The organism is Nonomuraea marmarensis (genome assembly GCF_043197025.1).
In the GTDB taxonomy this organism is placed as follows: domain Bacteria; phylum Actinomycetota; class Actinomycetes; order Streptosporangiales; family Streptosporangiaceae; genus Nonomuraea; species Nonomuraea marmarensis.
Window position 1 is genome coordinate 272,762 of the sequence record NZ_JBICRM010000007.1, and the last position, 26,238, is coordinate 298,999.

The window sequence follows — 26,238 nt, forward strand, 5'->3', positions numbered from 1 at the left end:
CTCAGCTCACCCGCACCCGAGGATCGAGGGCCGCCACCAGCACGTCGGACAGGAAGGCGGCGAACAGGACACAGACGGCGGTGAAGAAGGTCACCGCGGCGACGGAGTTGACGTCGTTCGCGTTGATCGAGTCGACCAGCCAGGCGCCCATGCCGTGCCAGGCGAAGATCTTCTCAGTGAAGGTGGCTCCCGTGAACAACGTTCCGAACGCGAAGGCGAAGTAGGTGGCGACGGGGATCAGCGCGGTGCGCAGCGCGTGCTTGGTGAGCGCGGTCCTGCGTCGCAGGCCCTTGGCCATCGCGGTGCGGACGAAGTCCTGGCCCAGCACGTCCAGCATCATGTTGCGCTGGATGCGGCTGTAGAAGGCGATCAGGCCGAGGCTGAGCGAGATGGTCGGCAGGATCAGGTGGTTCAGCCGGTTGACGAACTGGTCCCAGCCCGACAGCTGGGGGTTGTACTCGCCGGTGTACTCGATCAGCGTGAACCCCAGCCCTCTGTTCAGGTTGTACGTGGCGATCGCCAGCAGGGTCGCGAGGACGAGAACCGGGATCGCCAAGATCACGAACGAGCTCACGCCGATTAACCGGTCACTGAACTTGTACTGCTTCACCGCGGACCACGCGCCCAGCGCGACGCCCAGGGCGAAGCCCAAGAGCGTGCCAATGAGCATCAGCCGGAGGCTGACCATGATCCGGCGGCCCATCTCCTGGTTGACCGAGCCGCCGTTCCAGGTCTTACCGAAGTCCCCGGTGACGACGCCCTTGGCCCAGGTCCCGTACCTCACGAGGACCGGGACCTTGTCGTTGAGGTTGTAGGCGTCGAGGGTGGCGTCGATGACCTCCTCGGCGACCGGAGGCTGGCGCCCCTGGTACGCGGCTCGCGGGTTCATGGTGGTGGCCGCGAGCATGTACGCCAGGCTTGCCGCGATCGCGACCAAGACCAGGTTTATTGCCAACCTGCGAAGCAGGTACTTGCCCATTACTCTCCGTTCGCGCTGACCGAGGGCACGAACTTCCGGTCGGAGAGGCGCCCTCGCAACGAAAACCCATCTCGCATCGTGGATATCCACTTGACGTCGTGATGGCGATCAAGGCGCAGAATATATGTAAAAATGTAACAGTCAGAAACCGTTCGACATAACGGTCAGGTCACTCACAATAGATCGGCAAGACTGGTACGACCCCTTACCAAATGGGCTCTGACCAGCGGAAACATCGCCCGTTTAGGCGTCCTTCACGGCACGTCCACAAGGGTCAATGTCACAGAATCCGGACAAAAATTGCCGGTTACGCAAAGTGATCCACTTCACGATGACCTACATCATCAAGTGAGCTCGGCGAGCACGGCGTCGACGGCGTCATCGGCGCCTGCTGTTGTACATGCTCAGGGCATCCACTTCCCGCCCGCGACGTCGATCGTCAGCCCGGTCAGCCACGATGAGGCGTCGGAGGCGAGGAAGGCGGTCACGTTCGCCACGTCGAGCGGGGTGCCGAGCCGCCCGAGCGGGTGCTCGGCCAGCATGCGCTGCTTGAACTCCGCCGGCATGCGCTCCTCCAGCCGGTCCGTCATGATCGTCGATGGGGCGACGTTGTTGACCCGGATGCCGACAGGGCCGAGTTCGTGCGCGAGTTGCTTGGTCAGCGCGATGACCCCGGCCTTGGCCGCGGTGTAGGCGACGGAGGCGGAAGTCGGGGTGCGGGCCGCCAGCGACGACATCGTGATGATCGAGCCGCGCCCGCGCTCTCTCATACCGGGCAGGAAGCTCTTGATGACCAGGAAGGTCGAGGTGAGGTTGGCGTGCACGGTGGCGTGCCAGTCCTCCTCGCTCGTCTCGTCGATCGGGCGCGGCCTGCCGGTGCCGCCGCCCGCGAAGATCGCCAGCACGTCCACGGGACCGAGCCGCCGTTCCGTCTCCTGCCGCATGGCCTCGACGGCCGCGAAGTCGGTGGTGTCGGCGGCCACGCCGAGCACCGTGCGCTCCGCGGCCACGCCGATGGCCGCGCCCTCGATGGCCACGCCGACCGGCGTACCCTCGATGGACTTCACCGCGCTCTCGATGGCGATGGGATCGCGGCCGTTGACCACGACCCGCATGCCCTGCTCGGCCAGCACCCGGGCGGTCTCGCGACCGATGCCGCCTGAGCCGCCGGTGACCAGCGCTACCTTGCCCTGCAGATCCGGATACATCATGACCGCGCACCTCGTCTTCGTCCTCGTGGATGTGCACTCCACATTCCCTTGCGCGGGGGCTCGAAGAATCAGGCGCGAGGCTCGTTCCGTACTGCGTCCGCGGGAGTGCCGCGCGGTCCTCGCCCTACTCCGGACGGCGTAGGCGGATCCGGCGTGATGCCTGCCGCGGCGCACGCGGGATCGCCGGACACCAGCACGCACACGGGCGCGTGCTACCAAGAGTGCGGAATGTTAACGGCCGATCACTTCATCCGATGAAATTTCCCTTTCATCGGATGAAAGCTAGGAAATTTCGGATTTGCCGGATAGCGTGCGTGATCGTGGCAACCGATCCCCAGAGGGGCTCCGTCCGGCACGTCCAGGTGGTGCACGCCCTCGGCGCCCAGATCGTCGGCGGCGCGCTGGCCCCCGGCACGTCCATCCCCATCGAGGAGCGGCTCGTCGGCGAGCTCGGCGTGGGCCGCTCCGCCGTACGGGAGGGCGTGAAGGTGCTGGCCGGCAAGGGCCTGCTGGAGACCAGGCGGAGCGCGGGCACCAGGGTGCGCCCGCGCGGCTCCTGGAACCTGCTGGACGCCGACGTGCTGGGCTGGCGGTTCGAGCCCGAGCCGCGGCCCGAGGACATCCGGGTGCTGGCCGACCTGCGGGTTGCGCTGGAGCCGGGTGCGGCCAGGGTGGCGGCCGAGCGGGCGGACGCGGCGGCGGTGCGGCGCGTCGACGAGGCCATGGCCGCGCTGTATGCCACGGCCGACGACCCCGAGCCCTTCATCGAGGCCGACCTGGCCTTTCACAAGGCGGTGTTCGCCGCGGCGGACAACGACCTGCTGCTCTACATCTACGACATGATCAGCATCGCCCTGCGATCCGTACGCCAGGTGCACACCCGCTCGGTCGAGCACAACAAGGAGACATTGCCCGGCCACGAGCGGGTGGCCCTGGCGATCAGGCGCCACCACCACCGCAAGGCCGAGGAGGCCATGCGCGGGGTGGTCGAGGTCGCCCGGGCCGACGCAGAACAGCACGTACGCCTCTGCTGCTAGAAATGAGCCGACCTTTGGACGTCCTCATCGACGTGGACGGCCCCGTGGCCGTCGTGACCCTGAACAGACCCGCCAAGCTCAACGCCATCACCCCCGACATGGCCGCCGCGCTGCGTGCCTGCCTGAGCCGGGTGGACTCCGACCCCTGCATCAGGGCGGCCATGCTCACCGGCGCGGGCGAGCGTTCCTTCTGCGTCGGCAGCGACATCCGCGAGCTGGACGAGTACGCCACGGCGTGGGAGTTCCGCAACCGCGGCGACTACGGCGACGCGGTCCGCGCCCTGCGCAAGCCGATCATCGCGGCGGTCAACGGCTACGCCTACGGCGGCGGCCTGGAACTGGCCCTGGCCTGCGACATCCGGCTGGCGGCCGGCACGGCGACGTTCGCGGCGCCGGAGATCAAGCTGGGCTGGATCGGCGGCAGCGGCCAGTCGGCCCTGCTGGCGCACGCCGCCGGGCCGAGCAACGCGGCCACCATGCTGCTCACCGGCGACCCCGTCGACGCCGAGTGCGCCCTGGCGTGGGGGCTCGTCACCGAGGTGTTCCCGCGCGAGGAACTGCTGCCCGCCGCTCTCGAACTCGCGGGGAAGATCGCCAAGCGGCCGCCGATCGCCGCGCAGACGGCCAAGGCCAACCTCAGGGCCGCGTACTCGATGCCGCTCGACCAGGCCATCCAGTACGAGCGGGACCTGCAGACCGTCTGCTTCGCCACCGCCGACGCGGCCGAGGGCAGGGCCGCGTTCGCCGAACGCCGCGAGCCCGTGTTCGAGGGGCGCTGATGGGCGTGCTCGACGGCTACCGCGTGGTCGACCTGTCCATCGCGATGGCGGGCCCGCTGGCCGCCATGCGGCTGGGCGACCTGGGCGCGGACGTGGTCAAGGTGGAGCCGGTGACCGGCGAGTGGCAGCGGCACACCCCCGCGGGCGGCGCCACGGGCAACCGGGTCAACGCCTCGTTCCTGTCGCTCAACCGCAACAAGCGCAGCCTCGCCGTGAACCTCAAGTCGGACGAGGGCCGCGAGATCGTGCACCGGCTGGCCGCGACGGCCGACGTGTTCCTGCAGAACTACCGTCCCGGCGTGGCCGAGCGGCTCGGCATGGACTACGACACGATCAGCGGCCTCAACCCCGGCATCGTGTACGTCTCCATGTCCGGGTACGGCGAGACGGGCCCGTACACGTCGAGACCGGGCCAGGACCTGCTGCTGCAGGCCATGAGCGGCGCCATGCTCAGCACCGGGAGGGAAGGCGACCCGCCCGCGCCCGCCGGCACGTACGCCATCGACGCCATCACCGCCTACAGCGCGTTCGAGGGCGCGCTGGCCGCGCTGCTGCACCGCGAGCGCACCGGCGAGGGCCAGCGGGTGAGCGTCAACATGCTGGACGCGGCCATCGCCGTGCAGATGCAGGAGCTGTCGATCTTCACGGTCGGCGGGGTGCCGCAGCGGCGCGGGCGCGAGCCGCACGGCCACACCTACATCCGCGCTCCTTACGGCGTGTCGAGCGGGAGGACGGTCACCACGGAGATCGGCGCGGTGCCCGGGCCCTCAGTCCTGGCGTCGTGGCGGCTCCGGGTGGAGGACTGGCGGCCGGGCGGCACACCGTCCGAGACCTCTCGGCTGGTCCACGAGCTGGCGCTGGACCGGCTCGCCCCCTGGTCGGACATTCCGGAGCTGGCTGATGTGTCGGGCGTCGGGACGTACACAACCCGGGTCGACCTGGACTGGGACGGCGGGGCGTACCTGGAACTCGGGGAGGTCACCGACACCTGCCGGGTGACCGTCAACGGCCGCCGCCTGGACCCGGTCGACCAGGTCAATCCGGTCGTGGACGTGGGACCTCACCTGCGGCGCGGGAGCAACACCATCGAGGTGCGGGTGGCGACGCCGCTGGGCAACCGGCTCAGGGTGGCGGACCCTGCGGTCTACGGCGGGCTGGCGCGCCAGGCGTACGGCCTGGTCGGGCCCGTCCGGCTGGTGCCGTACCGGGAGGCTCGCGTGGGCGGGCCGTGACGCGGCGGGCAGGTGGACTCGGGCCGTGAGGAGCTATTCGCCCGGTTCGTCGAACAGGTCTTGAAGGGTTTGGGCGGTGGCCGCGTGGGTGGCCCAGGTCTCGAGCTGGGCGAGATCGGTGCATGCAGAGATACGGGCGCGGATATCGTCCGGGACGTCGAGGCCGCGGGCGGCCAACACGAGCAGCACGATTCTGGCCTCGCCTTCCGCTTTGCCCTCGGCTTTGCCCTCTTCGAGGCCGCGGCCGAAGTGTTGGCGGGCGAAGGGGCTGTAGACCGGCCAGTCAGTGGACGTCATGATCTCCTCCATGATGCGCCGGATCTCGGGCGCGGCCATGCTGTAGGCGTATTCAGTGTACTGCGTAGCGTGTTCATCGCGGGTGTCCGCCAGCGCCGCGTTGAACGCCTCGATGACCTTGCGGTTGCGGCCGTGCACCATGATGGACATAACCGCGAGTGCCAGGTGGGCGGCCGCCTCCTGGGGATCGGTGAAGACAGGCGGGCGGCGGCACGCATGCGATGGCTCCGCTCTCGGTTGGTGATCGTGCCCATCACCAAACAGGCGCATGACATGCTCGTCCGGGTTGGGTGTCCCTCTTGGCCGCGAGTCCCGAACCGTCACGTTCAGCGGCTCGCTTGGGTGAGGCCGAGTCGTAAGCTTTGTTCGTGAACGCCGGGGTGAGACGCGAGTGGTGACGCGCAACGACGTGGCGCGGCTGGCGGGCACCTCGCCCGCCGTGGTCAGCTATGTGATCAACAACGGACCCCGGCCCGTCTCCGAGTCGGCCAGGCGGCGGGTGCTGGCGGCGGTGGAGGAGCTCGGCTACCGCCCGAACGCGGTGGCCAGGTCGCTGCGCTCGCGGCGCTCCTGGACGATCGGTCTGATCGCCTCCGACAGCGCCGGTGGGAAGAGCCCGTTCTTCGGCCAGTTCACCCGGGCGTGCGAGGAGGTGGCCTGGCAGCGGGGCTACTCGGTGCTGTTCGGCAACTCCGCCGAGGATCCGGCGCGGGCCGAGAGTTATGTCAGGAGTTTTCTGGGGCGGCAGGTGGACGGGCTGGTCCTGATGCGGGTGCCGGTCTCACCGGAATGGGCGGAGGAGATGCGCGGCCGCATCCCGGTGGTCACGATCGACCACGAGGCGCCCCCGTTCTTCTCGAGGCTCGCGGTGGACGACGAGGAGGGCGGCTACCAGGCCACTCGCCACCTCCTGGGCCACGGCCACACCCGGATCGGCTTCGTCGGAGGCCCCCTAGACATAACACCCGTCGAGCTCCGGGCCGCCGGCTGGCGCCGGGCGCTCCTGGAGGCGGGGGCGAACCCTGGGGCGATCGCGGAGGGCGAGCTGAGCCTGGAGGGCGGCTACGACGCCGCCCTCCGGCTCCTGTCCTCGCCCGACCGCCCCACGGCGGTGTTCGCCTCCATCGACGACCAGGCCATCGGCGCCATGCGGGCGGCGGCGGACCTGGGCTTGCGGGTGCCGGGGGACGTGGCGGTGGCGGGCTTCGACGGGGCCCGCGAGGCCGCGTACACGGTGCCGGGGTTGACCACGATCAGCCAGCCAATCGCCGAGATGGCCAGGCACGCCACGGAAACCCTGGTAGGGGCCATCGAGTCGGACGCGGCGGAGCCGGTCACCAAGATCTTCTCCGCCGCCCTGGTAACGCGCGGCTCCTGCGGCTGCCCCGAACCCCGCCTCCACCGCTGACCAGGTCGATGGCGGTGTCGGTGCGTACACGCACCAAAAGGATGTTGAACTAGACTTATATTAACCGTACTTCTATATTGTTCTGGGTGAGAGTGGCCAAGCCTTCAGAGATCTTCGACCGCGAGGCGGAGTGGGTCGAACTGGTCGACTTCATCAGCGATGACTCCCCGTATCCAACGCTCGGCGTGGTGTCGGGCCGGCGGCGCCAGGGCAAGACCCTGCTCCTCGGCTCCATCTGCGATGCGGCAGGGGGCATCTACATCGAAGGCACCGAGGCGGTTCCCGCTGAGCACTTCCACCTGATCGGCGAGCTACTGGCCGCTCGGCTCGGTAGCCCCGCCCCGCTCCACTTCACGTCCTGGCGTGCGATCATCGAGGCGATCCTCGATCTGGAGACGTCGTCTCCGATTCCTGTGGTGATCGACGAGTTCCCTTACCTGGTGAAGGTCTCCCCCGAGCTGCCGTCCGTGCTCCAGGCGGCCCTGGACCTGCGGCGGCGCAAGGGAGGATCGCCGATCCGCCTGATCCTGTGCGGCTCCGCCCTCACCTTCATGGGCGGGTTGCTGGCCGGGAACGCGCCGCTACGCGGCAGGGCGGGTCTGGAACTGGTCGTGCCCACGCTGGACTATCGGCTGGCCGCGGAGTTCTGGCAGATCGGCGATCCGCGGCTGGCGCTGCTCACGCACGCCGTGGTGGGCGGGACACCTGCCTACCGTCGCGAATACGTTCGCGATGACGTTCCGCGGTCGCTCGCCGACTTCGACGCTTGGGTCAAGCGCGCGGTGCTGAACCCCGCCCGCCCGCTCTTCCGCGAGGCGCGCTACCTCCTTGCGGAGGAGCCGGACCTGCGCGATCCCGCCCTGTACCACTCCGTCCTGGCGGCGGTGGCGGAAGGGAACGCCTCGCGCGGCGGCATCGCCAACTACATTGGCCGCAAGGCCACGGAGATCAGTCATCCGCTCGCCGTACTGGAAGACGCGGGGCTGCTGGCCAAGTCCCCTGACATGCTGCGGGTGGCCCGCCCGCTCTACCGGATCACGGAACCGTTGATCACCTTCTACCACTCGGTGATGCGCCCGGCCTGGCGGGAGCTGGAGCGCAGGCGAGCCGACCAGGTCTGGAAGCGCAGCCGTGACCGGTTCCTGAGCGGGGTGGTGGGGCCGCACTTCGAGGAGGTCTGCCGCACGTGGGCGGCGGACTTCGCGGGAGCCGAGGCGTTCGGCGACGTGCCGGCGGAGATCGGTCACGGCGTCGTCAACGATCCCGAACGCCGGACCAGCCACGAGATTGACGTGGTGGTCCTGGCAGAGCCGGACGGAGGGCCTCGCAAGGTGCTCTCCCTGGGAGAGGTGAAGTGGGGAGACGTCATGTGCGAGGGGCATGTTGAACGGCTGCGCCGCGTCCGTGACCTTCTCGCGGCCCGCGGGTATGACACGCGATCGACCCGCCTGGCCTGCTACAGCGCCGCCGGATTCACCGCGGATCTACTCGCGGCCGAGAACGGTGAAGTCATGCTGGTCTCTCCTGACCGCCTCTACTCCTAGCGATCTCCCCGCTCGGCACCTCACTCAGTTGCGAATCAGGCCGACCACGATCGGGGAGCGGCGGCCACGATGCGGCGGACGATCTCGCGGGCGACCTGGCCGGCCTCGGCGGACGTGGAGATCCGGGTGCGTCCGCCACCCGGCTCGAACGTGCTGGACCCGTCCGTCCCGATGGCCACCCGCCCCTCCGGGCTGAACTCGAACAGTTCCGGTACGAGCATGGTCAGCACCGTGATCGGATCGTGCGGGCTGTTCCACTCCGCCTTCCAGAACCGCCACCACTGCTCGATCTCCGCCTTGAGCGCCTCCCCCAACGCCCCCGCCCCCGCGATCGCCGAAACGTCCGCCCCGTCGAGCCGCACCGTGGTGGTGATCTCCAGGCCGGTCACCGTGATGGGCGCGCCGGAGTCGAAGACGATTGCCGCCGCCTCCGGGTCGCACTTCAGGTTGTGTTCGGGCTTGGCATCGTCGAACCGGCCGCCCATGATCCACAGGTGCCGGACATCGCGGGCGAACGTCGGTGAGACCGTCATGGCCCGAGCGATGTTGGTGAGCGGCCCCACGGCCACCACGTTCACCTGGCCGGGCGCCCGGCTCACCTCTTCGACCAGGTACGACACCGCGTCCCCCGCGTCCACCTCCTCGGTGTCGAGGTCGGCGAACAGCCTGCCCTCATGGCCGGCCCACCACACGGGCCGGTCGGTCAGCGTCTTGGCCGCTCCGGGAACGACGGTCAGGGACCGGTCCGCGAGCCGTACCAGCCGCTTGGCCAGGCGCGCCCGCAGCAGCGTGTCGCCGTAGACGGTCGTGCAGCCGAGCAGGTCCACCTCCGGCGAGCCGAGCAGGACGGCGAGCGCCAGCGCGTCGTCCACGTCTGAGCCGATGTCGGTGTCGAAGATGACGCGCACGGTCGGAGAAGGCATGGTGACCTTTCTGGTTACTTGAGCCCTGTGGTGGCGATGGACTGGGTGAAGTGACGCTGGAAGCGCAGGATGATCAGCAGCGGGATGACCGTCAGCACGATCGAGCCCGCGAACAGCTGGCCGTAGTCGATGGTGAACTGGCCGCGCATGTTCGCGAGGGCGATGGGGGCGAGCTGGTGTCCGGCGTCGGTGCCGATGAGCAGCGGCCAGACGTACGACTGCCACTGGAAGATGAACAGCGTCAGCCCCGCGCTCACCAGGGCGGGCCGCGAGAGCGGCAGGTAGATCCTGGCGAACACGCCGAACCAGCCCAGCCCGTCGATGCGCGCCGCCTCCACCAGGTCGCCGGGGATGGCCAGGAAGAACTGCCGCAGCAGGAAGATGGCCAGGCCGTGGCCCAGTCCCGGCAGGATCAGCCCGGTGTAGGTGTTGGTCAGGTCCCAGTCGCGGAACAGGGTGGCCAGCGGGATCGCGATCGCGTCGAACGGGATGAGGAAGCTGAGCACCACGATCGCGAACAGCGCGCCCTGGCCCCTGAACCGCACCGCCGACAGCCCGAACGCGGCCGTGGCCGAGATCAGCAGCCCGGCGGCCACCGTGACCAGCGCCACGAGCAGGGAGTTGAGTATGGCGCGGCCGAAGTCGCCGGTGACCAGGCGGCCGTAGTTGCCCAGCGTGAAATCGGTGGGGACGATCGTCTGCCACGACAACCGCGAGATGTGCTGGAAGATCTCCGAGCCGCCGCGCAGCGAGCTGGACAGGGCCCACAACAGCGGCAGGGCGAAGGCCAGACCGATCAACGCGGCGAGCAGGGCGTACAGACGTCTGGACACGGTCAGTCCCTCCCGCGCAGCAGCCGGAACTGGACGATTACCACGGCCAGGACGAGCAGGACCAGCAGCATCACCTCGGCCTGGGCCAGGCTGAGGTCCCCGACGGTGTACGCGCGGGTGAAGATGTCGAACATGGTGACGTTGGTGGAGCCCTCGGGGCCGCCGTTGGTCAGCATCTGTACGGGCGCGAAGACGAGGAAGTTCGAGACCGTGTCGGCGACCAGCACGAACGCGAGCGGGCGGCGTAGCAGCGGCAACGTCACATGCCAGAACCGGGCCCAGGCCGAGGCCCCGTCGATGGCGGCGGCCTCGTACAGCATCGTGGGAATGTCCTGCAGCCCGGCGACCAGGAACATCATCCAATAGCCGACGCCGATCCACGACAGCAACACGATAAGCGACCACAGGGCCTGGCCCGGCGAGGTCAGGAAGGGCTGCGGAGGGAGGCCGAGCACGCTCAGCAGCGAGTTGAGCAGGCCGTCGGGGCGGTAGGCGACGCTCCAGATCGCCGCGGACACCGCCGGAGGCACCGCGATCGGCAGGATCACCAGCACCCGCAGGAACCGCACGCCCGCGAACCGGCGCGTGAACAGCACCGCGAGGGCCAGCGCCGCGGCGATCTGCAGCGGGTTGACGATCAGGCTGAACACCAGCGTGACGCGTACGCTCTGCAGGAACGTGGGGTCTTTGAAGAGCGTGGCGTAGTTGCCCAGGCCGACGAACGAGGTCTCGCCGGTGACCAGGCTGGTGTGGCTCAGGCTGCTGGCGACCGCCATGACGGCCGGGACCAGCCGCAACACCAGCAGCGCGACCAGGGCCGGAGCCAGGAACGCCAGCGACACCAGCACCGGCCTGCCCACCTGCGGCCGCGGCTTCGGGGCGCTCATCGGAGCTGGGCCCAGGCGGTCGTGACCTCCTGCGTGGCCTGCTGGAGCCGGGTCTTGGGCTCGGCCCCGTTGCGGATGTCGGCGAACGTCTTGGTCATGATGTCCTCGAACTGGATGTAACCGACCGACCTGGGCCGCGCCACGGCCGTGTGGTCGGCGTCGTACGTCAGGATGGCTCCCACGCCCTTGCTCTTGTCGCCGCCGAGCGCGTCGAGGATCGGCACGTACTTCTCGAAGGCGGCCCGGTTCGACGGGATGATCGTGGTGGCCTTCGTGGTCAGCAGGTTGCCCTCGGGGTCGAGCGCCGCGTACTCGAGGAACTTGCGGGCGAGCTGCTGGTTCTCCGAGGCCGGGTTGATGCCCCAAGACCACGAGCCGGTCGGCGTGACCTGCTTGCCGCCCGCGAAGTAGGGGTACGGTGCCACGCCCCAGTCGAGATCCTTGGCCGCCGAGAAGGTGCCCACATCCCACGGGCCGCCGGCGAAGAAGGCCACCTTGCCCTCGGTGAACAGCGGCGAGGTCTGGAACGAGCCGACCCCGCGCGGCGCCAGCTTGCCGGAGAACAGGTCGTGGTACCAGGTCATCGCCCTGACCCAGCCGTCGGTGGTCAGCGCGGGGGTGAGCATGTTCGGCCCGCTGATCCCCGGGCCGCCGCCCAGCGACTCGGCCAGGCTCTGCAACTGGTAGTACTGCTCGATCTGCTCGGGGATGAACGCCCACTGCGCGCCGCCCGCGGCCTGAGCCTTCTTGCCCGCCTCGATCGTCTGCTCCCACGTCCAGCGCTTGGCCGGGTCGCCCGGCGGCGGCGTCACCCCGGCCTTCTTCAGCAGGGTCCGGTTGTAGAAGAGGAACTGGTCGGAGGTCCAGATCGGGACGGACCAGAGCTTGCCGTTGTGCTCGTTGACGTCGTACTGGGCGGGCAGGGCCGCCTGCTTCACCCGGTCCTTCCAGTCGCTCAGGTCGACCAGGAAGCCGCGGGCGGCCAGCGCCGCCACGCGCGGCTGGTCGACGGTGTAGACGTCGATCGTGTCGTCCTTGGCGGCCAGCCGTTGCTGGAGCGTGCTGTTGAGCTGGTCGAACGGGATCTGCGTGTACGCGACCTTGACGCCTGGGTTCTTGGCCTGGAAGCCGTCGATGACGGGCTGGAACGTCTTGGGATCTTCGGGGCCGACGAACCGCAGCGTGTTCGAGGCCGTGTCTCCGCCGCCGCCGGATCCACAGCCCGCCACCAGCACGGCCAGAAGACTCGCGAGGGCCAGGCATCTCTTCATGGCTTTTGCTCCTTCTGGCCGCTGACCAGGTCAAGCGCCGAATCTACACGTGTCACATCCAAGGTGGGCGCCAGCTTGCCACGAACCCGCACCAACAGACAAGACCTCCCGGCCTTAGCTGAGCTTGTCGAGACGATCACCGACTGGGCGGCGCGGGACCGGCTGGCCAAGGAGGCGGTGTCGGCCCAGCGGGTGGCCTCGTTCTGCACCGCGCGGGTGCTCGGCGCCGACCTCGACGCGCCCAGGCCGTACTCGAAGGGCTGCTGAGCCACTCCCCCTGCGCATACCGGGAGGAGTGGTCCTGGTTCGCCCCGCGTGGCCATGGCTTGATGGGAGAGCGGCAGGTGCTCCACGCCGCCGAAATCCCGTCGCGGTGCTCGCGACTCCTTCCGCATGAGGTGAGGGGGTGACTTCATGACCAAGATGACCGTTCGCAAGCCGGGGGCTATCCGCCTGACGGCCCGCTGCGCGTACTACTGCCCGTGTTGTGGCTAGGCCACCGACGGCACGAGCGGGATCCCGGGGCCGGGGACGCCCCGGGATCCCGACCTTGACCAGCGAAAGGGGGAATCGCATGACCGCGGACACCGGCACCCAAGTACGGCTGCAGCCGCTCACCTACGTCGACGACCGCGACGGCGTCATGGTGGGGCGCCCGGACACCGGTTCGTACGGTGTCTTCCCGCGTGAAGGCGCCGAGTTGCTCCGGTCCCTGGAGGCGGGCGGCACGCTCGAATCGGGCGCCCGCAGATGGCACGACCAGACGGGCGAGACGCTCGACGTCACGGACTTCCTGGGCATTCTCGAAGACCTCGGCTTCGTCGTCGGGGACGACGAGGTCCGCGCCGCGCCGGTCCGGGTGCGCTGGCGGCGCCTCGGCCGGGTGTTGTTCGCACCGCCCGCGTTCCTGCTGTACGCCGCCGTGGTGGCGGCCGGGCTGGCGGCCATGGTGATCGACCCCGGCGTGCGCCCGACCTACGAGCACATCTTCTTCACCTCGAACATCTCCTTCATCCCGGTGGTGCTCGCGCTCGCCCAGTTCCCCCTGCTGCTGGTGCACGAGGGGTTCCACGCGCTGGCCGGGCGGCGGCTGGGGCTGCCGTCCACGCTCGGCATCGGCCGCCGCTTCTACTACCTCGTCGCGGAGACCCGGATGGACGCCCTCTACAGCGTCCCGCGCGGCCAGCGGTACCTGCCTTTCCTCGCCGGTGCCCTGGTGGACGCCGTGGGGGTCGGCGCGTTCACGGTGTTCGCCTTCGCCGGCCGGTCGTGGGGATGGCCGGCGTGGGTGACGGGGCTGGCGCTGGCGCTCGCGTTCAGCGGGGCACTGCGCATCTTGTGGGAGTGCCTGTTCTACCTGGAGACCGACTTCTACTTCGTCATCAACACCGCCACGGGCTGCACCGACCTGCACGGGGCCGCCAGGCGGCGGGTCAGGTCCTGGCTGGCGGCCGTGCGGTTGCCCGTGAAGAGCGACGACGGGGAGTGGTCCGAGCGCGACCTCGCGGTCTCGCGCTGGTACGCGCCGCTGATGGTGGCCGGTTACGGGCTGTCTCTGGGCACGCTCCTGGTGGTCGGCGTGCCCACCGCCGTGCGGTTCTGGACCACCGTCGTCCATCGCTTCGACGGTACGGCCTCCTTCTGGGGGCTCGTCGACACCGTCGTCTTCGTCCTGCTCGCCCTGGCCGAGCTGGGCCTGCTCGCCTACGTCACCATCCGCGACCTGCGCCGTCGCCGCTCACTCAGCACCGAAGGGAACTCCTCATGACCGTCCGGATACCGGCTCGGGCCGGCCAGCTGCTCGGCCGCCACATCATCGACCTGCGCGGCCATCGCCGGTTGCGCGGCCCCTACACGGCGGGGGGTGAGCTGCTGCGCCAGGTGGTGCCCGAACTGATGGGCGTCGACCCCGCCCTGGTGAAACCCGCCTCCACGGCCGTGGTCGCCATCGCCCCCGACCTCGAGGCGGACGTGCCCATCCGGCCGCAGACGCTGACCGACCTGGCCAGGGGCGACGAGCGGACCCGCTTCTACGCGATCCAGCGCACCCGCGACCTCGGCTTCATGGTCTCCGAGCTGGTGAACGTCTGGGCGCGTACCTGCCACCCCGAGGGTGTCACGCTGCGCTTCATGGAGCTGGCGCAGGCCGACCCGACCGACGTCCAGCTGTTCGAGACGCTGCGGCGCCGGCGCGACCCGGCCGTCATGGACGTGGTGGACGCCGACCTGGACAGCTCGCCCGTGCGCGGGCTCGGGAGCCAGGACCCGGCCCAGCGGTACGTCGGCTCCGACGGCACCAGCTCGGACCCGGCGGAGCTGGCGGCGTACGAGTCACTCGACGACGCCGACCGCATGAGGCGGCACAGCGAGCGCGGCCATCTGCTGATCGAGCTGGCCGAGCCCGGCAGCCAGCTGGGCGCCATCCCTTACCACCTGGAGCGCGGCGAGAACCCCGCGGAGGCTGTGGAATGGCTGGTCGCCGGGCAGAACCAGGCGTTCCGCGAGGGCTACTACGAGGCGGCGCTGGACCTGGGCCGGCGCGGGCGGGCGCTGCTGCCCTACGACCAGGACCCCAAGACGCACAACTACCTCACCAAGCGGGTCATCGGCGCGCTGACCTACCTGTCGCGCTGCGACGAGGCCATGCAGGTGATCGACGAGCACCGGCGCGACACCGTCGAGGTCGCCGAGCAGATGAACGACGCCTACATGATGGCCATGATCTACACCCGGCACCTGGAGAAGGACCGGCTGGACCAGGACAAGGCGCTGTCGTGGATCAACACGGCGCTCGCGCTGGCCGAGGGCGCGCCGACGCCCGAGCGGCTCGCCTTCTACGGCGCGTTCATGCGCAACGCCCGCGCCCTCGTGGAGCTGCACCGGGGGAACCTGCCCGGCTCCCTGGACCTGGTCAACCAGGCGATCGAGATCCTCGACGAGCACCTGGACCCCGACCAGCACCAGCTGCACCGGACGGTGCTGATCAACAACCGGGCCCGCGTGCTGCTGGGGCTGAAGGACTACGACGGCGCCATCACGGCGTTCAACGAGGTGCTCACCCGGGACCCCGAGTACGACGAGCCGTACTTCGACCGGGCGGTGGCGTTGAAGGCCGGCGGCGACATCGACGGCGCGCTGCGCGACCTCGACCACGCGATCGAGCTGAGCGTGGCGTTCACCGACGCCTACTACAACCGCGCCGACATCCGGCTGGACCTCGGCGAGGAGGAGGCCGCGCTGGCGGACCTGGACACCGTGCTCGACATCGACCCGGACTACGTCGAGGCGCTGCTCAACCGCGCCGCCCTGCTCATCGGCGGCGGCGAGCTGGACGCCGCCGCCGCCGACCTCGACCACGGCCTGTCGCTGCGGCCCGGCCACGCCCATCTGTGGTCGGCCAAGGGCCTGCTGTTGAGTGAGCGGGGCGACGAGGGCGCGGCGCTGGAGTGCTACGCGCAGGCTCTCGCGCTGGATCCGGAGCTCGTGGAGGTGTACGGCAACCGCGCCGTCCTGCACTTCACCTCCGGCCGCGCCGCCGAGGCGGTGGCCGACCTGGACCGGGCCATCGCGCTCACGGACACGGCGATGTTGCGGGTCAACCGGGGGATCGGGCGGCACGAGCTGGGCGACGCCGAGGGCGCTGTCGGCGACTTCGACGCCGCGCTGGCCTCGGGAGACGTGGACGTTGCCGACGTGCTGTTCCGGCGCGGGCTGAGCCTTCACGAGCTCGGCGAGCACCGGCGGGCCGTCGCCGACTGGAACGCTCACCTGCGGCTGGCTGCCGAGCGTGGCGAGGTGTCGGAATACGCCGCCGAGATCGCCAGGCTGACGGCCGCCGTACCCGCCGGGGACGCGCGGTGACCAGCGTGGCGGGCGTGGCGGGCGTGCCCGCCACGGCCGGCGGGTTCGTGCTCCCCGGGGAGTTGCGGGCCACGATGCGGCGGCACGCGGCGGGGGTCGCCGTCATCACGACCCGCGACAAGGGGCCGGTCGGGTTCTGCGCGACCTCGCTCACCTCGGTGTCGCTGGAGCCGCCGACGGTGTCGTTCGGGGTCGCCATGGGCTCCACGTCGGGCCGGGCCTGGCGCGGGGCCGCGTACGGCATCGTCCACCTGCTCGGCTCCGACCAGGCGGACGTCGCGGCGGCGTTCTCCGTCACCGGCCCCGAGAAGTTCGCCGGCCCGGTCGGCTGGCGGTGGGGGCCCGGCGGGCAACCGCTGCTCGACGGCGTACTGGCCTGGATGCTGGTGAGCACCCGCACCCGGCTGGTGGTCGGGGACCACCTGCTGATCGTCGCCGACGTACGGGAGACGGCGATCGAACCAGGGCCGGGAGCGGGTCCGCTGGTCCACTGCGACGGCCGGTTCCTGGGCCTTCCCTGAGGTGATCTCTGAGCTAATTGCCCGGCCGCCCGGCGGCGGGCAAGGCCGCCACCGAGTCGCCCTGCCCGCCCGCGGCCGGCGACGGCCCCCGGCCCAGCAGCAGCGTGCCCAGCCACATGAGTGCCATGCCCACCGCGACCAGGGCCGAGTCCCTGCCCGCCTGGAACATGCCCACCGCCAGCACCACCACGCCCGCGGCGGTGACGACGGCGCTCACGGTGGTGACCCGCCGCGACACGGCCAGGACGACGGCCAGCGCCGGCAGGGCGGCGAAGAACAGCTGCGGGCCCACCGAGTAGATGACCGGTTCGACCCCCGGATACGCCTTCACCTGCGCGAACACCGCCCGCATCGCCTCCCCGTCCGCCGCGGTGAATCCGGCGTAGAGGTCGATGGCGAGTTGGGCGACGTTGGCGGCGACGCTGAACAGCGCGACCGCCACGGAGACCTCCACCGCCACCCGGCGGCCGCCCGTCATGGGCCGCGCCAGGCCGCGCAGGGCCAGAGTCATCACGGCGAACATCAGGTAGCCGGCCAGCCACACCGCGTGCGCGGCCGTCCACCAGGGTCCCGGCACGAGATCGCCGTCGATCGGGCGCATGAGGAGCCAGCCGCAGAGCAGGGCGGCGGGCCCGGCTGTGAAGGAGGCCAGGGCGAAGCGGTTCGCGGGGTTCATGGGGCCCACGATGCCTGTTCGCGACGGGGTTGCTCATCGGTGATCGTCCCTGATTTTCCCCTGGCTCGCGGCGACCGCCGTCCCGGGGGCCGGCGGTCAGATGAAGTACCGCAGCCAGACGTACAGCCAGGCCAGCAGGGTGCTCAGGATGGTCACGACGATGCCGTACCTGGTGAAGCCCCAGAAGCTGATCTTGTGGCCGGTGCGCGCGGCGATGCCGATGGCCACCACGTTGGCGCTGGCCGCCACCGCGGTGCCGTTGCCGCCGAAGTCCGCCCCGAGGGCGAAGGCCCACCACAGCGCCTGCCCGGTCCCCGGGTCGGGGGCCTCGGCGACCAGGCCTTCGACGATGGGGGCGGTGGTGGCGACGTACGGGATGTTGTCGAAGAAGGCGCCCAGCGCGCTGGAGCCGAACAGCAGCGCCGTGGCGGCGGCGAAGAAGTTGTCCCCCAGCACGCCGACGGCCCAGGTCCCGATGGCCGCGATGACGCCGGTGTGGACCAGGCCCGCCACCATGACGAACAGCCCCATGAAGAACACCAGCGTGGGCCACTCGACCTCGCGCAGGACGTCCTGGACGCTCACCCGCGACACCAGCAACATCACTCCCGCGCCGACCAGGGCGACGATCGACGGCTCCACGTGCGCCACCGCGTGCAGCCCGAACCCGGCGACGACGGCTCCCAGCACCACCAGGCAGCGCGCGAGCAGGCGCGGGTCGGTGATGGCCCGCCGCTCCTGCAGCGCCATCACCTCGGCGACGTGCTCGGGGTGGTACTGGAACGACTTGCTGAACAACACCCGCGTGAACAGGACGAACACCACGAAGATGACCACCACGACGGGCGCCATGTGGACCAGGAAGTCGTTGAACGTCAGGCCCGCGCGGCTGCCGATGATGATGTTGGGGGGGTCGCCGATGAGCGTGGCCGCGCCGCCGATGTTGGAGGCGAGGACCTCGGCGATGAGGTACGGCTGGGCGGGGATGTGCAGCCGCTCGCACACCACCACGGTGACCGGGGCGACGAGCATGATCGTGGTGACGTTGTCGAGGACGGGCGAGGCGATCGCGGTGATGCCCATGAGCATGACCATCAACCGGTACGGCTGCCCCCTCGACCGCTTGGCGGCCCAGATGGCCAGGTAGTCGAAGATCCCGGTCTGCTTGATCACCCCCACGATGATCATCATGCCGAACAGCAGGAAGATGACGTTCCAGTCGATGCCCTCGTGCTCGGAGAAGAACACGCCGGCCCCGGGGATCAGGCCCAGGACGGCCATCAGCCCGGCGGCGATCAGCACCACCTTGACCTTGTCGGCCTTCTCGGTGGCGATGAAGAAGAAGGCCACCAGGAAGATGCCGAGTGCGGCGAAGGCGCTCATCCGTCACGCCCCGGCGGCGACACGGGGTCGTCGATGGTCATCGTGGGCAGGTTGACGGCGATTTTGCTGGCTCTCATCTGTCTCCAATCCGGCTCCGGTCAAGTCTTTGTGCGAGTGCGCGGTCGCCACCATTGGGCACAGCACCCATCTGGGCAGGGACGGACCATGCAGGAACGTCGCGCAGGATGGGAGTCAGGCCGCATGGACAACCGCACCCGGCGACGAAGAGGCTGGTGAGATGACGTACAGGTGGTCCCGTGGGACGGTGCCGCGAGCGCCGCGAGCTCCGGCGCAGACGTTGTTCCGGCGGCTGTTCGTGATCAACGGGCTGGTGTTCGCGGCGGGGACGCTCGTGCTGGCCCTCTCCCCCGCCACGGTGTCCTCACCGGTCCTGCTGGCGGAGGTGCCCGTGCTCCTCGTGGGCCTGGCGCTGATCCTCGGCGCCAACGCGCTGCTACTGCGCCGCAGCCTGGCCCCGCTGGACGCGCTGACCGCCCTGATGCAGCGGGTGGACCTGTTGCGGACCGGCGACCGGCTGTCCGACAGCGGTCACGGCGACCTCACGTACCTGATCGACACGTTCAACGCGATGCTCGACCGCCTCGAAGCCGAGCGCAGCGCCAGCAGCGCCCATGCGCTGGCCGCCCAGGAGGGCGAGCGGCAGCGCATCGCCCGCGAACTGCACGACGAGATCGGCCAGAGCCTGACCGTTGTGCTCCTGGGCCTGAAACGGGTGGTCGACCGGGCGCCCGCCGACCTCCAGGACGAGCTGCACGGCGTCCAGGAGACGGTACGCGCCAGCCTCGACGAGGTGCGCCAGGTCGCCCGCCGGTTGCGCCCCGGCGTACTGGAGGATCTCGGGCTGCACAGCGCGCTGAGCGCCCTGAGCAGCGACATCTCGCAGACGAGCGGTGTCCCGGTGACCCGCTCCGTTCAACACGACCTGCCGGAGCTGGGCGCGGACGTGGAGCTCGTGCTGTACCGGATCGCCCAGGAGAGCCTCACGAACGTCGCCAGGCACGCCCATGCGACCCGCGCAGAGCTGTCGCTGGCCACGGAGGACGGCCGCCTGACCCTGCGCGTCTCCGACAACGGCCGGGGCGGCGCGCTCCACGAGGGGGCCGGGATCCGGGGCATGCGCGAACGTGCCCTGCTCATCGGCGCCAACCTGACCGTCGACTCCCCGCCAGGCGAAGGCACCCGCGTGCGCCTGGTCATCCCGGATGGGGGCACATGAACAAGACCCGGATCCTGCTGGCCGACGACCACGCGCTGGTCCGCCGGGGGTTGCGGCTGATCCTCGACGCCGAGCCCGACCTGGAGGTCGTCGCCGAGGCCGCCGACGGTGCCGAAGCCGTCGCGGCCGCTTCGGAGGATGAGGTGGACCTGGCCATCCTGGACATCGCGATGCCGCGGATGACCGGCCTCCAGGCCGCCCGCGAGATCTCCCGGCGCGCACCGGGGATCCGCATCCTGATCCTGTCCATGTACGACAACGAACAGTACTTCTTCGAGTCCCTCAAGGTCGGCGCCTCGGGCTACGTCCTCAAGTCGGTCGCCGACCAGGACCTGCTGGAGGCGTGCCGGGCGACGATGCGCGGGGAGCCGTTCCTCTACCCGGGCGCGGTCACCGCGCTCATCCGCGGCTACCTGCAGCGGGACCGCGCGGGTGAGCGGGTGCCCGAGAGCATCCTGACGCCTCGCGAGGAGGAGATCGTCAAGCTGATCGCCGAGGGCAACTCGGCCAAGGAGATCGCGGAGACGCTCGTCATCAGCGTGAAGACGGTCGATCGGCATCGGGCGAACATCCTGCAGAAGCTCGGGATGCGCGACCGCCTCGAACTGACCCGCTACGCCATCCGCGCCGGCCTCGTCGAACCGTAACACCGCCCCCACCGCCGGGCTGCGCCCCATCGCGGCGGCGCGCGCACGCCCCCGCGTCGCGCCCACCGCCGCTCCCCGTCGCCGCCATCCCACCGTCCTGGCAGGGGCGGTGGCGTCGGCCCCCGGAGGGTCAGGCCGCGTCGGCGGAGTCCGGGACGTCGAAGACGGCCGCCTGGCGGTCCACCAGCATGGCGCGCCCCTTGATGTCGGCAACCGCCTCAGGACCCGCGATGCCGTCCTGGCCGGGCAGCTGGCCGGCGCCGCCTTCCGGGCCGAGCGGGACGACGATCACGGTCGGCCACCGCTCATACGCGGTCGGCTCGCCCTCACCGGTGATCAGCGTACGGATGTTCCCGGCCACGAGCTCGCCCTGCGCACCGGCGAACCCCGCCATCTTGCGGTCCGCGTCGGCCATGTCGCCGATGGCGAACACCCGGTCCTGCCCCCTGACCCGCAGCTGCTCGTCCACCTGGACATACCCCCGGGCATCCCGGGCCTCCGCGAGCGAGCCGCGCAGGTAGTCCGAGCGCGGCGTGACGCCGAAGCAGCGGAACCAGATGTCGGCGGTGAGCTTCTCCCCCGCCTCGGTGGCGATCGCGATCGGCGCGGCGGTGGCCGGCGCGGCACTCGGCAGCTCCCGCAGCGCGCTGCCCAGTTTGAGCTCGACGCCGAGCTCGCCGAGCTGCCTGCGCAGCTCGTCCCGCAACGCCTGGTCGTACGGGCCGGGCAGGATGTCCGGCGCGACGTCGGCGATGGTCACGTGCTTGCCGGGGAAGGACGCCTTGATCTCCCCGGCGAGCTCGAGCCCGACCGGCCCGGCGCCCACCAGGAGCACCCGATCGGCGCCCGCCAGGGCCTCGTGCGCGTCCCGCGCCCTGGCCACGGCCGCCTCCGTGTCCGGCTCCTCGATCTTGGCGGGGAACGGATACGACGACCCCGTCGCCAGGATCAGGTAGTCGGGCTCCAACCGCTGCCCGGAGGCGAGCGTCACCTGCCGCCCGTCCACCGCCACGGCGCGGTCCCGCAGGAAACGCCCGTTGGCCAGCAACCGGCGGTACGGGAAGAAGATCCGCTCCAGCCACTCCGGCTCGACCAGCGCCCGCAGTGCCGCGACATTGTGCATGAACGCGTCGGACGGGTCGACGAGCGTCACGTCGGCGACGTCGTCGAGCAGCTTGGCGGCCTTGTAACCGCCGTATCCACCACCCAGGACCACAACGCTGGGACGTGCGGCAACGTTCTCGGCCATCAGAAGTTCTCCTTGCTAGGAATCGAGATGTCGCTACGCTATTACTACTCGCTAGTAAAATCAAAGCGACAAAGAATCTGCTAGCATGGAGGGCATGTCGACGGCCCCTGTGCAACACGATGTGAAGAGCTGCGAGCGCGCCGACGACGCGTTGATGCGTGCCTTCGCCATCCTGGGGAAACGCTGGAGCGGCGTCGTGGTCGGCAGCCTCCGGCCAGGCCCCGCCGGGTTCCGCGAGTTGTCGCGGGCGATCGACGGGGTCAGCGACTCGGTGCTCTCCGACCGGCTCTCCGAGCTGACCAAGGAAGGGCTGATCGCCCGCACCGTCGACGAGGGGCCGCCCGTCACGGTCTCCTACGAGCTGACCGCCAGCGGCCGCGCACTCATACCCGCACTGGGCCAGATCGCCCAGTGGGCCCAGGAGCACCTACCGCCCGGAGCCAGCTGCTAGGGATCGTCAAGGCAGCTCGTACGTGGGCGCGCGGTGCCGGTAGCCCGTGGGCGGCTCGCCGGTGATGCGCTTGAACGCGTGGCTGAAGGCGCTCTCGGAGCCGTAGCCGAAGTCGGCGGCCACGGACGCGACCGTGCGGTCGCTGGACCGCAGCTCGTGCCCGGCACGCCGGATCCGCCAGCGCGCGACGTAGTCCAGCGGCGGCAGGCCGACCATGGCGCGGAACTTCTGCGCGAAGGCGCTGCGTGACAGGCCGGCCGCGGCGGCCAGCTCGGCGACCGTCCACCGGCGGGCGGGCTCGTCGTGGATCAACGCCAGCGCCTTGCCGACGCAGTCGTCCGACAGCGCCGCCAGCCAGCCGCTCCCCGCGTCTCCGACCTCGAGCAGGGTGCGCATGGCCTGCACGAAGACGATCTGCGTGAGCTGGACCCGCATGGCCACCGAGCCGGGAGAGTCGGCGGCGGTCTCCTCGTTGAGCAACTGCAGGATGGGCTGCAGCACGCGGGCGCGCGGGCTGTCCGCGGCGATCCGCACGCACGGCGGCAGGCCGCCGACGAGCAGCGCGCCCAGGGTCTCGTCGAACGACAGCGCCCCGCCGACGAGGACGCAGCGGTCCTGGTCACCGGGACCGACCTGGTAGTACACCGTGTCGGGCCAGACACCGGCGAACACGTCCCCGCCGTCGGCGGGCTCGAGGCCCGGCTCGCTCGCGGCCTCGTACGGGCTGCCGCTCCTGAGCAGGTAGCAGTCACCGGCCTCCAGCGACACCGGCTCGCCGCCCTCGGCGGCCACCCAGCACCGGCCGGAGAGCACGGCGCCGAGCTTGACGTGCTGGTTTCCGTTGAACCGCAACGCCCAGGTGCCGCCGGCCTCCAGCCGGGACGGCGTCGCCGCGCGCACGTCGAGCAGGGCGAGCACCTCCGACAGTGGATCCATCTTTCCCCCCGGACGATCGAACAAGCTTCCCGGACTCCCCGTCATGGATTGTGCCCGGTCCCCGGACCTAGCGTGGACGGGACCCCACCTGGAAGGAAGCATCGTGCAGTTCGATCAGCTCGGGACGACCGGCGTGTTCGTGTCCCGCATCGCCCTGGGCACCATGACCTTCGGCGGCGCCGGCACCCCGCCGTGGAACGTCGTCGGGGCCCTGGACCTCCCGGCGGCGGAGAAGCTCGTGGGCATCGCGCTCGACGCCGGCGTGAACCTCGTCGACACCGCGGACATGTACGCGGGCGGCGAGTGCGAGGAGATGCTGGGCAAGATCCTCAAGGGACGGCGCGACGACGTCGTGCTGGCCACCAAGGCCGCCGCGCGCATCGGCCCGGGACCGAACGACGTCGGGCTCTCGCGCCTGCACCTGACGCGGGCCCTGGAGCAGAGCCTGCGGCGGCTGCGGACCGACCACGTCGACCTCTACCAGATCCACACCATCGACCCGCTGACCCCGATCGAGCAGACGCTGCTCGCGCTCGACGACGCGGTACGTCAGGGCAAGGTGCGCTACATCGGCGTGTCCAACCTCGCGGCCTGGCAGATCGCCAAGGCGCTGGGCGTCTCCGACCGCCGCGGGCTGGCCAGGTTCGTCTCCTCGCAGTCCTACTATTCGCTGGCCGGGCGCGACATCGAGGCCGAGATCGTGCCGCTGCTCGCCGAGGAGAAGCTCGGGCTGCTCGTCTACAGCCCGCTGGCCGGCGGCCTCCTGTCGGGCAAGTTCGACCGGTCCGGCGCTTCCGACGAGCAGGCCCGGCGGGCCAAGGCCGACGTCCCGCCGGTGGACCGGGAGCGGGTCTACGACATCATTGACGTCCTGCGCGAGGTCGCCGCCCGCCACGACGCGACGGTCGCGCAGGCGGCACTGGCGTGGGTGCTCGCGCGGCCGGCCGTCACCAGCGTGATCGTGGGTGCCCGGCGGCCGGAGCAGCTGACCGACAACCTGGCGGCGCTCGACATCGAACTGACCGCCGAGGACATGGAGCGGCTGGACGCCGTCAGCGCCCCAGCCCCGACGTACCCGGGCTGGATGCACGCGGACATGGGCTGGCGCCACCCGGGTTGACCGACCCCTCTGCGTGGTGGCCGGGCTGCCGGACGCCGGCCCGTCAGAGCTGCACGCTGAAGATCACGGCGGCGCGCAGGGCGAGCACCCCGGCCAGCACCAGCAGCGGCAGCACCAGCGAATAGCGCACCGCCACCGCGCCGTCCGCCGACAGGCGCTCGGTGACCAGCCCGTAGAGCCCGGGCACCAGCCCGGCCAGGGCCACGATCCACAGCAGCGACCAGGGCAGGCCGAAGACCAGGCCCTGCGTTCCCGCTGCTACCAGCGTCAGCGCGAACACCACGATCAGCGCCAGCTCCAGCAGCGAGTACAGCCGCTCCGAGATCGACAACATCGGGGCGCTCGGCCGGGCCTCGGGGCGGAACCGGACCAGGAGCAACATCAGCGCGGCCGAGCCCGCCAGCCCGGAGGCGAGGAAGAGCCCGCCCAGCGCCCACGTGTCGCTCCACACCGGCTGGTTCGACACCGACAGCAGCACCCCCGTGTAGCCCGCGATGAACAGCCCGAACAACGACCCGACGACGTTGAACACCCGGTTGTCCAGCCGGCGGACAAGCGGGAGGCGGAGTCTGCCGTCGCGTACGAGCGACGCGGCGAACGACACCGTCGTGATGGCGCCGAACACGACCAGCACCCACGAGCCGACCGACATCGGCGACCAGTACTTGAAGTTGAGCCCCTGGTTGCCCGGGGTGGTGTTCAGCAGCATGTGCCAGAAGCGCAACGGCTGCCCGAGGTCGAGGGCGAGCAGGATCGGCGCGATGAGCATCGGCGGGAACGCGACGTAGTAGCCGATCCTGGCCATCGGCTCGTCCCCCGGCCCGCCGCGCAGTCTGAGCAGGGTGGCCAGCACGTAGGAGCCGCCGGACAGGCCGGCCAGGAAGAAGTAGAACAGGATGTACCACAGCCAGTCCGGAGGGCCGGCGAAGTGCTGGATCTCATCCATCGCTCTGCTCCACCTTCTCCTTGCGGCGGCGCAGCGCGATCAGGCCGCCGAGCACGCCGAGCACGGCCGTGACCGCGGCGGTCAGGTAGCCGCCCGCGTTGTTGCGGCTGGGCAGGACGGCGTTGCGCTCGTTCGGCAGGCCGTACTTCTCCGGCTTGTCCATGAGCAGGAAGAACGCGTTCAGCCCGCCGTACACCTTCTCGTCATGGCCGTAGAGCTGGGCCTGGGTGACGCCCTGGGACTGCAGGATGTCCAGGCGCTTGGCCGCCGTCTGGCGCAGCTCCGAGACCGGGCCGAACTTGATCGACTCGGTGGGGCAGGCTTTCGCGCAGGCGGGGGTCATGTCGTTCTGCAGGCGGTCGTAGCAGAGCGTGCACTTCTGCGCGACGCCGCTGATCGCGTCGGCGCCGATCACGTCGTACGGGCAGGCCGCGATGCAGTTGCGGCAGCCGTTGCAGACGTCGGGCTGGATGAAGACGGTGTCGAACTCGGTACGGATGATCGCGTTCGTCGGGCAGACCTCCATGCAGCTGGCCTGCTTGCAGTGCTTGCAGACGTCCGACATCATCAGCCACGCCTTGCCGTTGCCCGTGGTGACGTTCTCGTCGGGTACGTTGTCGTGGAACTGGACGTGCCGCCAGGTCTGGGCGTCGAGCCTGCCGGTGTTGTCGAACCCGTCCAGGAACGACGGCTCGTTGCCCTCCAGCTGGTTCCACTGCTTGCAGGCCACCTCGCAGGCCTTGCAGCCGATGCACACGCTGGTGTCGGTGAAGAACCCGTACGCCTGGCCCGGTGTGATGTGCGGCATCT

The 26,238-nt window shown here is 70.2% G+C and carries 26 protein-coding genes; 13 read left to right on the plus strand and 13 right to left on the minus strand.

The window, feature by feature from the left end:
* Position 1: 1 nt before the first annotated feature.
* A complete protein-coding gene (locus tag ACFLIM_RS14315) occupies positions 2-979 on the minus strand; it encodes an ABC transporter permease (protein WP_393165328.1) in 978 nt (325 codons plus the stop codon).
* A 404-nt stretch (positions 980-1,383) separates the two neighbouring features.
* Positions 1,384-2,190, minus strand: a complete 807-nt coding sequence (locus tag ACFLIM_RS14320; RefSeq protein ID WP_393165330.1) for an SDR family NAD(P)-dependent oxidoreductase — start codon at positions 2,188-2,190, stop codon at positions 1,384-1,386.
* Positions 2,191-2,510: 320 nt separating this feature from the next.
* Between ACFLIM_RS14320 and ACFLIM_RS14325 the strand changes: the two genes are divergently transcribed.
* From ACFLIM_RS14325 to ACFLIM_RS14335, 3 genes are read left to right on the plus strand one after another with little or no spacing between them, the layout of a single operon-like run.
* The gene (locus ACFLIM_RS14325) at positions 2,511-3,227 is read left to right on the plus strand and encodes a FadR/GntR family transcriptional regulator (protein ID WP_393165332.1); all 717 of its coding nucleotides are present in this window, start codon (positions 2,511-2,513) and stop codon (positions 3,225-3,227) included.
* 2 nt (positions 3,228-3,229) lie between these two features.
* The gene (locus ACFLIM_RS14330) at positions 3,230-4,006 is read left to right on the plus strand and encodes an enoyl-CoA hydratase/isomerase family protein (RefSeq protein WP_393165333.1); all 777 of its coding nucleotides are present in this window, start codon (positions 3,230-3,232) and stop codon (positions 4,004-4,006) included.
* Positions 4,006-5,238 carry a CaiB/BaiF CoA transferase family protein gene (locus ACFLIM_RS14335; protein ID WP_393165335.1) on the plus strand — a complete coding sequence of 411 codons (1,233 nt, stop codon included), beginning with the start codon at positions 4,006-4,008 and terminating at the stop codon, positions 5,236-5,238. The genes ACFLIM_RS14330 and ACFLIM_RS14335 overlap by 1 nt, the downstream gene beginning before the upstream one ends.
* Positions 5,239-5,271: 33 nt before the next feature.
* Here the strand turns inward: ACFLIM_RS14335 and ACFLIM_RS14340 are convergent, their stop codons facing one another.
* Complete coding sequence (locus ACFLIM_RS14340; protein ID WP_393165337.1) at positions 5,272-5,685, minus strand: hypothetical protein; 414 nt, start codon at positions 5,683-5,685, stop codon at positions 5,272-5,274.
* A 244-nt stretch (positions 5,686-5,929) separates the two neighbouring features.
* Here ACFLIM_RS14340 and ACFLIM_RS14345 point away from each other — a divergent pair, with 244 nt between their 5' ends.
* Both ACFLIM_RS14345 and ACFLIM_RS14350 read left to right on the plus strand, forming a co-directional pair.
* Complete coding sequence (locus ACFLIM_RS14345; protein WP_393165339.1) at positions 5,930-6,943, plus strand: LacI family DNA-binding transcriptional regulator; 1,014 nt, start codon at positions 5,930-5,932, stop codon at positions 6,941-6,943.
* An 86-nt stretch (positions 6,944-7,029) separates the two neighbouring features.
* Positions 7,030-8,487, plus strand: a complete 1,458-nt coding sequence (locus tag ACFLIM_RS14350; RefSeq protein WP_393165340.1) for an ATP-binding protein — start codon at positions 7,030-7,032, stop codon at positions 8,485-8,487.
* Between the two features lie 35 nt (positions 8,488-8,522).
* On the opposite strand, the gene ACFLIM_RS14355 is transcribed toward ACFLIM_RS14350, so the two are convergent.
* The 4 genes from ACFLIM_RS14355 to ACFLIM_RS14370 are packed head-to-tail and all read right to left on the minus strand — an operon-like array spanning position 8,523 to position 12,401.
* Positions 8,523-9,410 (minus strand): nucleoside hydrolase, encoded by an 888-nt coding sequence (locus ACFLIM_RS14355; protein ID WP_393165342.1) that lies wholly within the window; start codon positions 9,408-9,410, stop codon positions 8,523-8,525.
* A 14-nt stretch (positions 9,411-9,424) separates the two neighbouring features.
* Entirely contained in the window at positions 9,425-10,243 is an 819-nt protein-coding gene (locus ACFLIM_RS14360; protein ID WP_393165344.1) for a carbohydrate ABC transporter permease, read from the minus strand.
* A 2-nt stretch (positions 10,244-10,245) separates the two neighbouring features.
* Complete coding sequence (locus tag ACFLIM_RS14365) at positions 10,246-11,130, minus strand: carbohydrate ABC transporter permease (protein ID WP_393165346.1); 885 nt, start codon at positions 11,128-11,130, stop codon at positions 10,246-10,248.
* The gene (locus ACFLIM_RS14370; protein ID WP_393165348.1) at positions 11,127-12,401 is read right to left on the minus strand and encodes an ABC transporter substrate-binding protein; all 1,275 of its coding nucleotides are present in this window, start codon (positions 12,399-12,401) and stop codon (positions 11,127-11,129) included. The genes ACFLIM_RS14365 and ACFLIM_RS14370 overlap by 4 nt, the downstream gene beginning before the upstream one ends.
* A 75-nt stretch (positions 12,402-12,476) precedes the next feature.
* Between ACFLIM_RS14370 and ACFLIM_RS14375 the strand changes: the two genes are divergently transcribed.
* From ACFLIM_RS14375 to ACFLIM_RS14390, 4 genes are all read left to right on the plus strand, one after another.
* Positions 12,477-12,668 (plus strand): hypothetical protein, encoded by a 192-nt coding sequence (locus ACFLIM_RS14375; RefSeq protein WP_393165350.1) that lies wholly within the window; start codon positions 12,477-12,479, stop codon positions 12,666-12,668.
* A 307-nt stretch (positions 12,669-12,975) separates the two neighbouring features.
* Entirely contained in the window at positions 12,976-14,169 is a 1,194-nt protein-coding gene (locus tag ACFLIM_RS14380; protein ID WP_393165352.1) for a hypothetical protein, read from the plus strand.
* Positions 14,166-16,262, plus strand: coding sequence for a tetratricopeptide repeat protein (locus ACFLIM_RS14385; RefSeq protein ID WP_393165353.1), 2,097 nt, complete (start codon positions 14,166-14,168; stop codon positions 16,260-16,262). The genes ACFLIM_RS14380 and ACFLIM_RS14385 overlap by 4 nt, the downstream gene beginning before the upstream one ends.
* On the plus strand, positions 16,259-16,783 hold the full coding sequence (locus tag ACFLIM_RS14390) for a flavin reductase family protein (RefSeq protein WP_393165354.1): 525 nt from the start codon (positions 16,259-16,261) through the stop codon (positions 16,781-16,783). Before ACFLIM_RS14385 ends, ACFLIM_RS14390 begins: the two co-directional genes overlap by 4 nt.
* Before the next feature lie 13 nt (positions 16,784-16,796).
* Here the strand turns inward: ACFLIM_RS14390 and ACFLIM_RS14395 are convergent, their stop codons facing one another.
* Both ACFLIM_RS14395 and ACFLIM_RS14400 read right to left on the minus strand, forming a co-directional pair.
* Positions 16,797-17,459 (minus strand): hypothetical protein, encoded by a 663-nt coding sequence (locus tag ACFLIM_RS14395; protein ID WP_393165355.1) that lies wholly within the window; start codon positions 17,457-17,459, stop codon positions 16,797-16,799.
* Between the two features lie 96 nt (positions 17,460-17,555).
* Complete coding sequence (locus ACFLIM_RS14400) at positions 17,556-18,842, minus strand: ArsB/NhaD family transporter (protein WP_393165356.1); 1,287 nt, start codon at positions 18,840-18,842, stop codon at positions 17,556-17,558.
* Between the two features lie 238 nt (positions 18,843-19,080).
* Between ACFLIM_RS14400 and ACFLIM_RS14405 the strand changes: the two genes are divergently transcribed.
* Together ACFLIM_RS14405 and ACFLIM_RS14410 are read left to right on the plus strand one after the other, a co-directional pair.
* Positions 19,081-20,079 (plus strand): sensor histidine kinase, encoded by a 999-nt coding sequence (locus ACFLIM_RS14405; RefSeq protein WP_393165358.1) that lies wholly within the window; start codon positions 19,081-19,083, stop codon positions 20,077-20,079.
* A complete protein-coding gene (locus tag ACFLIM_RS14410) occupies positions 20,076-20,726 on the plus strand; it encodes a response regulator (RefSeq protein ID WP_393165360.1) in 651 nt (216 codons plus the stop codon). The genes ACFLIM_RS14405 and ACFLIM_RS14410 overlap by 4 nt, the downstream gene beginning before the upstream one ends.
* A 130-nt stretch (positions 20,727-20,856) precedes the next feature.
* Here ACFLIM_RS14410 and ACFLIM_RS14415 read toward each other — a convergent pair whose 3' ends face one another.
* A complete protein-coding gene (locus tag ACFLIM_RS14415; RefSeq protein ID WP_393165362.1) occupies positions 20,857-21,975 on the minus strand; it encodes an NAD(P)/FAD-dependent oxidoreductase in 1,119 nt (372 codons plus the stop codon).
* Between the two features lie 94 nt (positions 21,976-22,069).
* Between ACFLIM_RS14415 and ACFLIM_RS14420 the strand changes: the two genes are divergently transcribed.
* Positions 22,070-22,426, plus strand: a complete 357-nt coding sequence (locus tag ACFLIM_RS14420) for a winged helix-turn-helix transcriptional regulator (RefSeq protein ID WP_393165364.1) — start codon at positions 22,070-22,072, stop codon at positions 22,424-22,426.
* A 6-nt stretch (positions 22,427-22,432) separates the two neighbouring features.
* Here the strand turns inward: ACFLIM_RS14420 and ACFLIM_RS14425 are convergent, their stop codons facing one another.
* Positions 22,433-23,362 (minus strand): AraC family transcriptional regulator, encoded by a 930-nt coding sequence (locus ACFLIM_RS14425; protein WP_393165366.1) that lies wholly within the window; start codon positions 23,360-23,362, stop codon positions 22,433-22,435.
* 103 nt (positions 23,363-23,465) lie between these two features.
* Between ACFLIM_RS14425 and ACFLIM_RS14430 the strand changes: the two genes are divergently transcribed.
* Positions 23,466-24,482, plus strand: coding sequence for an aldo/keto reductase (locus ACFLIM_RS14430; RefSeq protein WP_393165368.1), 1,017 nt, complete (start codon positions 23,466-23,468; stop codon positions 24,480-24,482).
* A 43-nt stretch (positions 24,483-24,525) separates the two neighbouring features.
* Here the strand turns inward: ACFLIM_RS14430 and nrfD are convergent, their stop codons facing one another.
* Positions 24,526-25,428, minus strand: coding sequence for an NrfD/PsrC family molybdoenzyme membrane anchor subunit (nrfD, locus tag ACFLIM_RS14435; RefSeq protein WP_393165369.1), 903 nt, complete (start codon positions 25,426-25,428; stop codon positions 24,526-24,528).
* Positions 25,421-26,236 carry a 4Fe-4S dicluster domain-containing protein gene (locus ACFLIM_RS14440; RefSeq protein ID WP_393165371.1) on the minus strand — a complete coding sequence of 272 codons (816 nt, stop codon included), beginning with the start codon at positions 26,234-26,236 and terminating at the stop codon, positions 25,421-25,423. Before ACFLIM_RS14440 ends, nrfD begins: the two co-directional genes overlap by 8 nt.
* Positions 26,237-26,238 lie beyond the last annotated feature (2 nt).